This is a genomic window from Sporomusa sp. KB1 (assembly GCF_007830295.1).
Taxonomy (GTDB): Bacteria; Bacillota; Negativicutes; order Sporomusales; family Sporomusaceae; genus Sporomusa.
On the sequence record NZ_VLKC01000002.1, the window covers coordinates 3,238,026 to 3,251,905 of the forward strand.

Annotated in this window: 14 protein-coding genes; 13 read left to right on the top strand and 1 reads right to left on the bottom strand. The window is 39.1% G+C overall.

Annotation, left to right across the window (positions count from 1 at the left end; genetic code table 11):
• Window positions 1-12: 12 nt before the first annotated feature.
• From SALPA_RS18630 to SALPA_RS18655, 5 genes are all read left to right on the top strand, one after another.
• Window positions 13-411 (top strand): hypothetical protein, encoded by a 399-nt coding sequence (locus SALPA_RS18630; RefSeq protein ID WP_145097389.1) that lies wholly within the window; start codon window positions 13-15, stop codon window positions 409-411.
• A gap of 409 nt (window positions 412-820) precedes the next feature.
• Entirely contained in the window at window positions 821-1,024 is a 204-nt protein-coding gene (locus SALPA_RS18635) for a helix-turn-helix domain-containing protein (protein ID WP_145097392.1), read from the top strand.
• Window positions 1,011-2,864: an AAA family ATPase gene (locus SALPA_RS18640; protein ID WP_222428050.1), complete on the top strand. Its 1,854-nt coding sequence runs from the start codon at window positions 1,011-1,013 to the stop codon at window positions 2,862-2,864. The genes SALPA_RS18635 and SALPA_RS18640 overlap by 14 nt, the downstream gene beginning before the upstream one ends.
• 73 nt (window positions 2,865-2,937) lie before the next feature.
• Entirely contained in the window at window positions 2,938-3,696 is a 759-nt protein-coding gene (locus SALPA_RS18645) for a hypothetical protein (RefSeq protein ID WP_186451133.1), read from the top strand.
• A gap of 832 nt (window positions 3,697-4,528) precedes the next feature.
• On the top strand, window positions 4,529-4,942 hold the full coding sequence (locus tag SALPA_RS18655) for a tail fiber assembly protein (protein ID WP_145097398.1): 414 nt from the start codon (window positions 4,529-4,531) through the stop codon (window positions 4,940-4,942).
• Between the two features lie 15 nt (window positions 4,943-4,957).
• Here the strand turns inward: SALPA_RS18655 and SALPA_RS18660 are convergent, their stop codons facing one another.
• The gene (locus tag SALPA_RS18660) at window positions 4,958-5,899 is read right to left on the bottom strand and encodes a class I SAM-dependent methyltransferase (protein ID WP_186451134.1); all 942 of its coding nucleotides are present in this window, start codon (window positions 5,897-5,899) and stop codon (window positions 4,958-4,960) included.
• Window positions 5,900-6,037: 138 nt separating this feature from the next.
• On the opposite strand from SALPA_RS18660, the gene SALPA_RS18665 reads away from it, so the two are divergent.
• The 8 genes from SALPA_RS18665 to ppdK all read left to right on the top strand — a co-directional run bounded on the left by SALPA_RS18665 (window position 6,038) and on the right by ppdK (window position 13,356).
• Window positions 6,038-6,376, top strand: coding sequence for a hypothetical protein (locus SALPA_RS18665; protein ID WP_145097403.1), 339 nt, complete (start codon window positions 6,038-6,040; stop codon window positions 6,374-6,376).
• Window positions 6,376-6,630: an N-acetylmuramoyl-L-alanine amidase gene (locus tag SALPA_RS18670; protein WP_145097406.1), complete on the top strand. Its 255-nt coding sequence runs from the start codon at window positions 6,376-6,378 to the stop codon at window positions 6,628-6,630. The genes SALPA_RS18665 and SALPA_RS18670 overlap by 1 nt, the downstream gene beginning before the upstream one ends.
• Before the next feature lie 166 nt (window positions 6,631-6,796).
• Window positions 6,797-6,940 (top strand): hypothetical protein, encoded by a 144-nt coding sequence (locus tag SALPA_RS29135; protein ID WP_186451135.1) that lies wholly within the window; start codon window positions 6,797-6,799, stop codon window positions 6,938-6,940.
• 77 nt (window positions 6,941-7,017) lie between these two features.
• On the top strand, window positions 7,018-8,055 hold the full coding sequence (locus tag SALPA_RS18675) for a mechanosensitive ion channel family protein (protein WP_145097409.1): 1,038 nt from the start codon (window positions 7,018-7,020) through the stop codon (window positions 8,053-8,055).
• Window positions 8,056-8,597: 542 nt separating this feature from the next.
• Window positions 8,598-8,954 carry a YmaF family protein gene (locus SALPA_RS18680; RefSeq protein ID WP_145097411.1) on the top strand — a complete coding sequence of 119 codons (357 nt, stop codon included), beginning with the start codon at window positions 8,598-8,600 and terminating at the stop codon, window positions 8,952-8,954.
• A 183-nt stretch (window positions 8,955-9,137) separates the two neighbouring features.
• Window positions 9,138-9,581 carry a hypothetical protein gene (locus SALPA_RS18685; protein ID WP_222428051.1) on the top strand — a complete coding sequence of 148 codons (444 nt, stop codon included), beginning with the start codon at window positions 9,138-9,140 and terminating at the stop codon, window positions 9,579-9,581.
• A 288-nt stretch (window positions 9,582-9,869) separates the two neighbouring features.
• A complete protein-coding gene (locus SALPA_RS18690; protein WP_145097416.1) occupies window positions 9,870-10,706 on the top strand; it encodes a pyruvate, water dikinase regulatory protein in 837 nt (278 codons plus the stop codon).
• Window positions 10,699-13,356 (top strand): pyruvate, phosphate dikinase, encoded by a 2,658-nt coding sequence (gene ppdK / locus SALPA_RS18695; protein WP_145097419.1) that lies wholly within the window; start codon window positions 10,699-10,701, stop codon window positions 13,354-13,356. The genes SALPA_RS18690 and ppdK overlap by 8 nt, the downstream gene beginning before the upstream one ends.
• Window positions 13,357-13,880 lie beyond the last annotated feature (524 nt).

Here is a 13,880-nt window from a genome sequence, read left to right on the forward strand (position 1 = left end):
CACGTATTTGGTATGTCAGGAGAAGAAAACTTAATTGGTAAATCCATCTCCAAGGTACAAAATCAACAAGTGGATGTTCAGGCTGTGGAGCAAATCGGAGTAAAAAATGTTCCGCTATCCTCTAAGGTGATTCTGGAAAAAGAGGATTATCAGACCCTTGTAACAGCAGCGCAAAAATATGTGGTTCAGGTTAAGCGGGAAAGCAAGCTGGAAAAACTGTTAAAAGCGGCTGAAAAAACGATTGCCGGCTTAGAGAAAAAAGTGTCGGAACTGACGGAAACAATAGCGTCACTCACAAAGCAGCTTGACCAGTATCACTCTGTCCGTGGGCAGATGGCGCTTCATACTTTGAAGCAGGAGAATGACGAGCTGCGACGGAGTAACAGTCAATATAAATCAATCATTGAGTAGCAAGGTCTGGGGCATCTGCTTGGCCGAAACAAAAAAATATCACGGAAAAATCACGACGCAAGATGATAGAATGAGGCTCGCTCAGTGGTAGCGAGCCTCATTTTTCTGTGTTAACAGGCAGTTCGATTTTGCCGTGTTTCTCCTCAAAGTCTCTTATGCAGTTGTTAATCAGAAACATAATTTGTCCGCTGGCAGAACGGTAATAGATATATGGTGAATAGCTCGGCTTATTGTATTTGCGCCCGACTGCATCCTTTGAGCGGTACAGAGCAGACAGTGAAATATGCACAGCAGAGGGGAGTAAATGTCATCAATGTAGCCAATGGTCATTAAGTAGTGCGAAATATGTTGGATACACTTCGTTTCTACGATATAATGGTGATAACAAATCTTACCAAGGGGTTGTACCATGAATGGCATAACGACAAAAGAAGCCGCAGAGAAGTGGGGTATTACCACACGTCAAGTTCAATTGCTATGCGCCAACGGATGTGTACCCGGTGTAGTTCGATTTGGTCATGCGTGGGTAATTCCTGCTGATGCCATAAAACCCAAAGATGGACGTAGTGAAAAGAACTTGACGAAAGAAGGCGCTAAGAATGATGAAGCTTAAAAAGTTTAGAGTTACCAATTTTAGATCAGTTATGGATAGCGGTTGGATTGAATGTGATGATGTCACTTCTTTGGTTGGTATAAATGAGGCTGGCAAATCTAATATCATTTTGGCGCTATGGAAATTGAATCCTGCCCGTGATGGAGAGATAGATTCTCTTCATGATATGCCAAACAAAGAATATACAAATTGGCGTAGTAAGAAAGCTGAAATCGTATTTATCTCTGCTTTCTTTGAATTGGATTCAAAGCAGAAAAACCACTTAAAGTCTTTTTATGGTAAGGACGTAGACAGTGTTTCAATATCACGCCGTTATGATGGAGTATATCCCATCGGGTTCTATGATGGAGACAGCGAAGTAGAAGTCAAAAGTGTAACAAAAACAGAAACAAAAGAGGGAGGAGAAAAGGAAACCACATACAATCCAAGAAACTATGTTTTAAGAGAGATGCCGAAATTTGTATATTATTCAAATTATGGTAACTTAGACGCACAAATATATTTGCCTCATGCTGTTAAACTCTTGAATGGAGAAAAAGTTGATGGCTTTAATAATGATGATAAAGTAAGGACACTTCGAGTATTGTTTGAATATGTTGGATTAGAACCTGAAGAAGTGCTTGAATTGGGTAAAGACCCTCAAGAATACACTCACTATAGTGGTTCACAATACACAAAAAAAGAAATTACTGCCGATACAATTGAGAAAGCGACAAAAAGCAAAGAAGAAAGGACTACTTTGCTTAATTCCGCATCTGCAAAGTTGACAAAAGACTTTAAGGAATGGTGGAAACAAGGTGAATACCGTTTTCGGTTGCAAGCAGATGGAGATTTCTTTAAAATTTGGGTTTCAGATGATAAACGCCCTGAGGAAATTGAACTGGAACGCCGTAGCACAGGATTACAATGGTTTTTAAGTTTCTATCTGACATTTCTTGTTGAAAGTCAAGAAGCTCATGAAGGTGCGATTTTGCTGCTTGATGAGGCAGGGTTAACTTTGCATCCAATGGCACAGAAAGATTTGGCAAAATTTTTTGAAAGTCTTTCTGCAACAAATCCGATTATACACACTACCCACTCCCCTTTCCTAATTGATACAACACATATTGATCGGGTAAAAGTAGTTTATTCTGACGAGGATGGGCTTACTGTAGCATCAAGTGATTTACGTGCGTCTGATGACAAACGTAATGAGCAGTCTATTTATGCTGTTCATTCAGCATTAGGGCTAACTGTTTCTGATATCCTTCTCCAAGGATGTCAACCAGTAATCGTTGAAGGTACATCTGATCAATGTTACCTCAATGCTATAAAGTTGCACTTGTTGAGAAATAAGAAATTCAGTCCCAAAAATGAACTGGTTTTTATTCCGTCTGGTGGAGTAAAAGGAGTTCCGGGCATAACAAGTATAATAAGCGGGCGAAACGGAAAACTGCCGTGTGTTATTCTGGACAGTGATAAAAGTGGACAGGATGCTAAAAATAAGCTTAAATCGTCATTGTACTCAGGCGAAGAAAAGAAACTGTTAGAGATCGGAACGTTTACACAGCTTGAGAGAAGTGAAGTTGAGGATATTATACCGTTCACGATTATGGAAAAACAGATTGATAGGCTTTTTCGTGAAGTAGAGGATGCCGAGTTCGCAGATGAATATGACAATACCGCACCAATACTTCCACAGATTGAAAAGTTTGCTTTGGAACATAATGTTGAATTAGAACATGGGTGGAAAGTTGTTCTTGCGAGAAATATTAAGCGGCAGATGGAAAGGAAAGTCGATGTAGATAAAGAAGCTGTTGATAAATGGGTAAAGCTATTTAACTCGTTGAACAAGGAATAAGGACGTTGATAACAAACCCTTGATAACATTTTGATAACAGCAATTTAGGAAGACCATGTACAATGGATAACTGGTGTCAAATGGAGCAAGAAGAAATCAGAAAGACGATGATGCAAGAATAAGTATACCTAAAACAACGTGCAATTATTGGATGCAAAACACAATGCCTGTTTTATTGTTTCTAGCTGATTTGTCAACGCAGAAAATTTATTATAGTGATGTAAAGGTTCAACTTAGACAAAGGTATATAGATTATAGTACGAATAACAATTTTTCATTTACACTTTCGAACAAGAATGAATTACATTTTACTATAGATCAGAATATCCAGAATAAGGACGAGTTTTTTAATGTATACGGCTATAAATATCAATTTTTGATGCTAGTTTTACGAATGGTAGATTATTCCGCATTTGAAACCAATTTAAAAGAGTTTGTGCTGAATTGGAAAAGATATTTTAATCACCTTAAGCATCAAAATGCAGATCCGTTTTTATCGCAGTCTGTAGACTTTTATGAACAAACAATCCATATTCATAATTGTATGCTCCACATTTCAAATGCACTTAACTTAGGAATGCAGAAAGTTGATTTTCAATCTGTAAGGAATGATTTGCGAAAAATGTATGATTACTATGGGGTTACACCAGCCTATGACGTTTTAGAATATGAGATTACTGTTCTGCATTTCCAAATTTGGGGATGCACTGAAGCGATTATATGTGGTATTAAAAATTATATTTTAATTTCTGAAAAAGATTTCTGGAGCATAAATTTTCCACTTATATATCAAGAGGCACAGAATATGGATCGGAATGCTACTGAATACTAATTGTTACAGCTGATGTTAGGCGTTAAAGCATGAGTATTTAGTTTTTGTCTTGACTCGTGAAAATCTGTGTATAGTTCAGCGTGGTGGTCTTTTTGCAGGATAATGAGGGAACTCTCAAAAAGTTTTTATTCTCAACTCGTAGGCGCGGGAAATTGTAATGGTTGCGTGGAAGTTGTCTAACAGTTCAGGATGCTGTTTCTCAATATGATAATTCTGTGTGTTAGTGTTTATGCAGATTTATTTTCATTATTCAACATACAAGTTGGAGTTGTATTCTGTTTGTCACGCTTGCAATTTGAAGGATTGGTAGCTATAATTGCTATAAAGAGGTCGAGGATACTATGTCTCGGGGCACTGCCATTTATTCTTCAAAGGGCAAAATGGCTTAACCTGCCGACATAGAAAAAAGGACCTTGCATTAAAGCTTTTCGAAGCTTATGCAAGGTCCTTTTTTTATCCTCAACCCGCGTAAATACGGGAATTTCTGCGTGCTAAAAAGGGCAGTCACCATGGAGTGGCGGGCATTCCTGGCAAAGCCAGGGAGAATACAGGAAAATGCCCTTTGAAGAATAAATGGCAGTGCCCCGCGACAAAAGAAAAACCCGCAAGCCTTGATTTATCAAGGTGTTGCGGGTGTCACTTTTTTCTAGCGTACTAGAAACGTACTATTCTTTTTTATTAGAGTTATTTTTATTCTTCTTTTTATCCTTTTTTGTTACTTCGCTATTCAATTTTTCAAGCCTTTCAGCAACTTCACTATGCTTGTTTGGATATAAGTGGGAATAAATTTGAAGCGTGGTTTCAACCTTTTCATGTCCGAATATTATGCTTTATGCAGCGGGAAATTAGGAGGTTATTTAATGAAATTAAATATTACGCCCAGTTTACCAACAGTGGAGAACGCAAAGCTACATGGATACCGGGGGTTAACTGCGAAACCCCACCGAGTGATGCTATTGAAATTACGGAAAAGGAACAAAATTTATACGCTACTGGTCAGTATATCCGCAGTGCTGACGGCAAGCCTGTAGAAAAGCCGTCATATGCATCAACAACAGAAGAAAAATTAGCTGCCATCAGATCTGAACGTGACCGACTGCTGATGGAAAGTGATAAGTATATGTTATCGGATTACCCAATAACCGATATTAAGCGTGAGCAATGGAAAATCTACCGGCAGGTACTGAGGCACCTACCGGTAACTTGCGACCCGGATAATCCGGTTTGGCCGGTGAAGCCTGAGTAAGAGCAAGTGAAACTATCAACTTTTGGTAAATAAAAAACAAGCTTGATCACCATCATGCTTTAGGTTTAATTTGGCCGCCATATCGCGGTAAGATTTAAGGTCTTCCTTGGTTAAATCGGGCATTTTAGAATCAACTAAAGATAACCCTTTTTTATAACTCTCACTTCCTAAAAATTGAGAAGCCGTTGAGTCCCAAATAATATCCTTTATCACTAAGTTTGATTTATGCGCAAGTAACTCTATGCTTTTAACCGTATGTAAAAATAAATGACGGGGCGCATCCAACTGTACCCAGTTTATCCCGTAATGACGCCACGCATAAGAAGATGCAATTGGTATTCGAATAAGTAGATGAGCTTTGGGTGCCAAAAGCGTATATATTTTATTTAATACCTGCTCTGGATTTTGCATGTGTTCAAAAGAATGGTGTAGCATAATGAAATCAAACTGCTTATTATTTAAGTCGTATATCTCGGATTTGAAAATTTTAACTGAATTTTTATAGGCGATATCATGCTGAATATAGGGATCAACTCCTATCAAATTGGTAAAACCAGCTTCTGCCATTTCACTTAATAAAGTGCCAGAACCGCAACCGATATCAAGGATTCTGGAGGAAAATCTAAGGTGTATTTTTTTAGACCAAATTAAGCGATCTGGCCTTTTTTTGCCCAAACATAATAACCAGCCAATAAAGGTAGGGTGATTAAGCCAATAAGCAGTTCTTTTGCTTAACCGATATTTTTTCCATGATGTTTTTTGCATTGGAGATTTAAATGAATAGTAATCTTGCGGATAATATTTAGAGAAATCTGCAGGGATGTTAATTAATTGCAGACAACCACAATTAACACACTCTAAATAATTAAATTCATCCCTTAACCCTAAATGCATTTCTTTAGCGACATGAAAAGAGTTATTATCTTCATTGCCACAAATTTGACAAGACTGTATCAATGAAACCATCCTTTACCAATTTATTATAATTAAATATAATTATAATAAATTATGTTTAATTATTGTAGTAGATTTTTACTTTCAGATTTATTATTACCGCGAATAGCGGTTATTTTTATCTCATTGGAGGTGATGCCCTTGGAACCAACACAAGTTATAAATGTCATGGCGCAAAACCCGAACTTAATCGGGTTTATTTTATTTGTCATAGTTTTTCTGCCGCTACTTGGTTACGTTATTCGAAATGCTGATAAACAGGCAAGTAGGCAGCAGGATTTTTCCAATCGTTCTATGGATGATGCCAAAATCCGCGAGGAACGTTTAGGAGATTTGGTTAATAACACTTTGGCTGAACAAACTAAAGCCCTAAATAATATCAATAATACCATGATTTGCATGAACCAAAACTTAACTGACGTTAAGGGCCGTGTTGATACACTTGAAAATCATATTGGTTTAGAAAGGAATTTATCGTAATGAGAGAAACTATTAATGGTGGTCACTATCCAGGTAAAGATTCCGGTGCAGTAGGTGCTACCGGATTACAAGAAGCAGTTGTTGTAAGGGATGTAATGCAGCGTGTAGCCGGTTATCTTAGGGCTATCGGTCACGAAGTATTAGAAGTCCAGGAAAATGAATTATACCAAATCACGGATGCATCTAATGAATTCAACTCTGATTTATTTGTCAGCATTCATTGTAATGCTGCTAGCAGTTCAGCAGCACCTTGATTTATCAAGGTGTTGCGGGATTTTTCATCAAACGTACTAAAAATGTACTATTCTTTCTTATCTTGCCTATTATTTTCTGGTTCTAAGGAAATTCTATAAATTGGAGTTTATTATTTGATTATCAGATTTATTTTGATACATAATTCCACAATAGGGAGGTATTTTTATGTATGGTCATGTTCCTTACGGAATAATTGCTTTTCAGATATTTCATGTAGCTGTAGTAGGTGGTGGTTTATACTTACTGTACAGTATTGCTAAATCGTTAAAACGAATTGCCGACAATTTGGACAAAACTGACAATGTTTAAAATTTAATCCCATCTTTCAGCCAGTGTGCCGGGGATGGGATTTTTTTACTGAATTTCCAACAGTATAGGAGGATACAATGGTAGAATTTTTCATGGAAATAGAAAACCGAATTGTAAACGGTGGATTTAAAACGCATTTGGTAATATTCATTATTTGCTTAGTAGTAGGCAGCATCATACTGCAGTGGGTATTTAGTAAAATACTCAAAATAATCGCACAAAAGACAAACATTTCTTATTCCCTGCTGCAACAAACATTTAAGGGAATACCTACCTTGTTGGGCATTCTCATTGGCATTTACGTTGCTATGGAAGTCCTGGCAATTCCACCGGGACCGAAGCTGTTTCTCCAACATTTGTTTCATTCTATTGTCATTATGACCCTGACTCTTATGGTCGCTCATCTGGCCTCCGGGTATCTTAAGCATAAACTAGGGCAAAAATCTGAACAATTTGCTTCTACTTCGATCTTAGTTACAACAATTGACCTGGCTGTTTACGCCATTGGCATATTGGTGCTGCTGGAATCCTTAGGAGTTTCCATTTCTCCGCTTATTACTGCCTTGGGCGTTGGCGGTTTGGCTACAGCTTTGGCGCTGCAGGACACTTTGGCGAATTTATTTTCCGGCATCAATACGCTGGTGTCCAAACAAATCAAGATGGGTGATTTCGTTAAACTGTCCACTGGCGAAGAGGGCCATGTGATAGATATGAACTGGCGCAATACCACAATAAAAACTCCTACTGAGAATATGGTAGTCGTACCCAACCAAAAGATTGCTTCTTCTATAATTACTAATTATGCGCAGCCTTTCGCGGAATGTTCTATTTCTATCCCCATAGGTGTTAGTTATGAAAGTGATTTGGACCATGTGGAAAAAGTTACTGCCGCGGTTGCCAAAGAAGTCCTCGAAGAAACCAAGGGAGGCGCAACAGGCTTTGAACCGTTTGTCCGGTACTGCAGTTTCGGCGAGTACAGTATCAACTTCAATGTAATATTGCGAGTCAAAACCGTAACAGACCAGCATCTTATTCGCCACCAATTCATTAAGAGAATTTATGCACGTTATCTGCAGGAAGGAATAGTAATTCCGATCCAGAGAAAAGAATATTGAAAATGAAGCGGCACCTGCTTGAGTCAAAGAAGAAGTGGCATGAGCGTCAGAAACAAGAAAATGAGCGACACGAAGAGCAATCCATGAAATAATGCAATGGAAATGAGACATAGATAATAAACATGGTAAGCCCCTGGCGTGTGCCAGGGGCTGTTTCTAGTCCATTAGGATAATGATGCTTTAGAAAGCTGGATTATTTTTTTTGATGGATGATTACATCTGCAATACCGGTTTCTTTTACAATTTTCGTAAGCTGAGCGTCGTCCATTATCCATTCGTCGCCGAATTAATCCGGACCTAGGTATTCGACTGGCATGCCGACACCGTCCATATCATTTTTAAACATTGGGTTATTGATCATTTGGTTAAGGGCGGCTGCTAGCCTGGCTACTGGATTGGTTTTATTGCCGGACTGGCTGTTGGTGCGTCGGCGTTATTGCTGCGCCTGATTAGAGTTCAAAGAAAAAGCCCGGCATAAATGTAACAGTTAAGTTTTATGTAACATAGTATAGAATATAAAAACGTAAAGGAGGTGTGTGTCAATGGAGGAAAACAACAGGAAGTGCTTTTGTCATTCCGAGGATGAAGAGTTTACTCATGTACACGAATTTTTAGGAAGTACTAAATTGGCAGAATTAGAAGAAGATCCGCATAACCATCGTTTTGCTGGGGTTTCAGATGAAGTTATCGAGATGGGAAATACCCATGTACACGATATCTTTACAAGAACAGATTTTTATGAAGACCACTTTCACGAAATTTGTGTTCGAACAGGTCCCGCAATTTGTGTAGGTGATGGCAAACATGTACACTTTGTATGTGGAACAACTACTGAGGCTGAAGACCATGTTCATGATTTTGTATTTGCTACCCTAATTCAAGATCCAATAGGAGAATAACAACTGTATTGAAGAAGTCCATTATAATAAATATAGTAAGGAAAATTGAGTGGGAATAATCTAGAATAGCTAGCCTGTAACCTGCAAAGCATTAATTTTGCTAGGGTTACGGGCTTATTATTTTGGCAGTAACCAGCAGAGAAGCGGCAGGAATTTATTTCCTTCTGCCGAAGATGTTAGTAAATGGGCATGGAGGAGTTGATAATTGTGGTTCTTGCTGACATATTTGCTATTAAAGGTTTACCAATATGGGTTCCGCGTAGATTATCGATAATAGTAAAAGATACCGGAGAAAGCGACGTTGAGTTTTTTATACAAGAGATCAACATAGACCAAGAGATATTGGAAAACAATAATTGTTCAGTATTCTTCCTAACAGCAAAAGAACTTATTAAGGCTAGTTTTGGGTTGAGTAATATATGTATTGAGCGGCGTAAAAGATCAGATATAGTAACAATTCAAAAGCAACTTAAGGTTCCTATAAAAGACAAATTTACTGATCCAGATATAGAGTATTATTCGGTTCATCTAGTTTTTAGTAATGGCGCAGATGAAACTATTTTCGAGCCTAAATTTATAACAGAGTTAAATTTAAAAAATTATAAACGATTAGTTAGTAAAATTTAAGCAAGGTTCTATAATCGCATAATATTAAAAAGGAAACGTGGAAGGGAATAATCCAGAATACGAAAACTATGGAATACTAAACCTGTCCATAGTTTTTTTGTTAATCTGGAAGGAAAAATGCAATTTATGTTGAATAGAATTTATTTAGAGTATGCTAATGGTTCTTAAAATATATTTAGTATACTATATTTAATGGTGTGGGGTGATTTGCAAACAAGTGCTTTGGTAGATACTGTCCCTATTAAAATATAATAGTAGCAGGATGAGTAATACCGGCATGGGGGGGGAATGGCTATACATTCAGCCAATAATATGCCAACAGTCTATATCATTTCCGATTCCATTGGTGAAACCGCGGAGCTTGTGGCAAGAGCGGCAGCCAGTCAATTTGCTGGTGCCAAGATAAACTTTAAGCGCAAACCGCATATTAATTCAGAGGAAGAAATAATGTGTGCTTTAGAGGCGGCTGCGCAGAGTGGTGCTGCTGTGGTCTATACTCTAGTACGCCAGGATTTAAAAGAGTGTTTGGAGATTAAAGCAGCAGAGCTTGGTATAATCAGCGTTGATATCATGTACCCGGTGATTGCGGCACTAGAAAGTATTACTGGGTTATCACCACGCAATGAATCGGGTCTTATTAGAAAGGTTGATAAGGAATATTTCGCCAAAGTAGAGGCTGTTGAGTTTGCCGTAAAATATGATGATGGAAAAAACCCTAGCGGGCTGGCAAAGGCTGATCTAGTTATAGTTGGAGTATCGCGTACCTCCAAGACGCCGCTATGCATATATTTAGCCCATAAAGGGGTTAAAGCTGCCAATGTGCCGCTTGTTGCCGAAGCACCGCCACCAGATGAACTTTTTAATCTACCAGGAAATAAAATTATTGGGTTAACAATTAAACCAATAATTTTACAGGAAATACGAAAGCAGCGATTAAGAACAATGGGCTTATCCGTAGACACTAACTATGCAAGTATGGAGAAAATATCGACAGAGTACGAGTATGCTTGGTCGATTATGCGGAAGCTTGGATGCACTGTTATTGATGTAACTAACAAATCTGTAGAAGAGACAGCAGCATATGTGCTGGACATTTATCGTAAAGGGGTAGTGACAAGTGAGTAAATTTGTTTACCTGTTTAAAGAAGGCAGAGCCGATATGAAAGCTCTATTAGGCGGTAAAGGGGCTAATCTAGCAGAAATGACCAATATCGGTTTGCCTGTACCTCCGGGAATGACAATTACTACAGAAGCTTGTACCGAATATTATCGGTTGGGTCGAAAATTACCAGAAGGTCTAATGGATGAGGTTAAACGCAATTTATCAGTAGTTGAACAGCAAGCAGAAAAGAAGTTTGGTGACCTAAAGAATCCTTTATTGGTATCTGTACGGTCTGGAGCTATGTTTTCCATGCCAGGGATGATGGATACTATTTTAAATTTGGGTCTTAATGAAGAAACGGTCCAATCTGTAGCAAAAAATACAGGCAACCTTAGGTTTGCTTATGACGCTTACCGTCGTTTCATTCAGATGTTTAGTGATGTTGTATTGGAAATTCCCAAATATGAGTTTGAAGATATCCTGCACAGACAAAAGGATGTGCAAGGTGTGAAATATGACCAGGAACTTACTCCGGAATCATTACGCAAAATTATTGATAGTTATAAAGAATTGGTGCAAGCGAAAACCAGTAGTGTTTTCCCGGAAAATCCGCTGGATCAACTGGCTATGGCTATTGAGGCTGTATTCCGTTCCTGGAATAATGACAGAGCCATAGTATACCGGAATCTTAATAAGATTGACCATGACCTGGGGACAGCGGTAAATATTCAGTCTATGGTGTTCGGCAACATGGGGAATGACTCGGGTACAGGTGTAGCCTTTACCCGTAACCCTTCGACTGGTGAAAATTTATTATATGGTGAGTTCTTAACCAATGCCCAAGGGGAGGATGTGGTTGCAGGTATCCGTACACCGCGCCCGATCACGCAGCTTAATGATGAGATGCCTGCATTATATACTGAGTTTTCACGGATTGCCCGATTGTTAGAAAGCCATTACAAAAACATGCAGGACATTGAATTTACGATTGAACGCGGGCGGCTATACATACTTCAAACGCGTAACGGTAAACGAACAGCGCAAGCCAGTGTACGTGTTGCTTTTGAAATGGCACAGGAAGGATTAATTACCAAGCAGCAAGCATTGCTGCTGGTTGAACCCGGTCAGCTTGACCAGTTATTGCATCGGCAGATTGACAGTAATGCTACTTTGAATGTTGTGGCAAAAGGCTTACCCGCATCACCTGGAGCGGCTTCGGGGCAGGTTGTATTTGATGCTGACGAGGCTGAGCGGATGGGCAAAGCTGGTAAAAAAGTACTGCTTGTACGTACCGAAACAACACCTGATGATATCCACGGTATTATTATGGCCCAAGGTATTTTGACCAGTAGAGGCGGTATGACCAGCCATGCTGCAGTAGTAGCCCGGGGGATGGGAAAGCCATGCGTATGTGGTTGCGAAGCCATTCATATTGATTATTTAAAACAAGAGTTCAATATTGGTGCAACAGTAATTAAAAAGGGTGATATAGTCTCTATTGACGGATCTACCGGCCGGGTAATTTTAGGCGAGGTGCCCATGAAGGATCCGGAGATATCTAAGGAATATAATTCTTTATTGGGTTGGGCAGATGAATGTAAGCGACTTGGGATTAGAGCCAATGCCGATACCCCGGAAGATGCTAAAAAAGCCCGGGAGTTTGGGGCTATTGGGATTGGTCTTGTTAGAACTGAACATATGTTTATGCAACAAGACCGGCTGCCATATGTGCAACAAATGATCCTAGCTGAATCTCTGGAAGAGCGTCAACAAGCATTGTCTCACCTTCTACCGATGCAAGAAGGAGACTTTTATGGAATACTGCAAGCTATGGAAGGATTTCCCGTTACGATTCGTCTGTTAGACCCGCCGCTGCATGAGTTCCTCCCCAGTTTAGAGGAATTACTGGTGGAAACGACTGAACTTAAAATAACCGAAAAAAATCCGAAATTGCTTGAAGAAAAATTACTGTTGTTAAAGAAAGTACGGGCTTTACATGAATTCAACCCGATGCTTGGTCATCGTGGCTGCCGTCTTGGTATAACTTTTCCGGAAATTTATGAAATGCAAATGCAAGCTATCTTTAATGCGGCGGCCAGACTTACTAAAGAAGGCTATAAAGTATTGCCAGAAGTAGAAATCCCGTTAACCATTGATGTAAACGAAATGAAGTTCTTTAGAGAAAAAATTGAAGTGATTGCGGCAACAACTATGAAAGTAGCCAACGTTACCTTCCATTACTCTATTGGTACGATGATTGAAATGCCTCGTGCTGCCCTTTTGGCTGAGGAATTGGCTGAGTTCTGTGACTTCTTTAGCTTTGGTACGAATGATTTGACTCAGACTACGCTAGGATTTAGCAGAGACGATGCTGAAGGAAAATTCTTGCCGCATTACCTTGAACGCAAAATTTTAAAAGAAAACCCCTTTGTCGCAATTGATCAAAAAGGTGTTGGCAAACTCATGCGCATAGCCGTCGAAGGTGGGCGCAAGATTCGGTCCGGGCTGGAGATTGGTATTTGCGGCGAGCATGGTGGTGAACCTAGTTCAGTTAGATTCTGTCATGAAATAGGCTTAAATTTTGTTAGTTGCTCACCATATCGTGTACCATTAGCTAGATTGGCAGCAGCTCAAGCGGCTATTAGTGATGGTGAAAATATCGGAACAAGGTAAGCTTAAATGAAGTGACTAAACCAATATGCCCCCGGGTATTGCTAGAAAAATTCCGGGGGCGTATTATTTTCCAACAATTTATATACAATATGTGTATTGACATTTAAATGATGAATATGATAATATAAATAAGTCGCTGCTTGATGCGACAAAATATTCCAAAATAGTTCAATAGTTATCCGAAAATATTATGTTGACACGATGCAATAGATGTGATAACATATAGAAACGTCGCAGCGCTTAAGATCAGCGCGAAGCGAACAACAAAATGTGTTCTTTGAAAACTGAACAGTGTAAGTAATGCATCAAAAAGCCAGATGTGCGGTTGTATGTCGCTTGCGACATACAAAACCAAAAACAATTTCTTAATTTGATTTATAGAGCCAACAAATGGCTTCAATAAAAATCTTTATTGGAGAGTTTGATCCTGGCTCAGGACGAACGCTGGCGGCGTGCCTAACACATGCAAGTCGAACGGGGAGTTATTTATAACTCCTAGTGGCGAACGGGTGAGTAACGCGTAG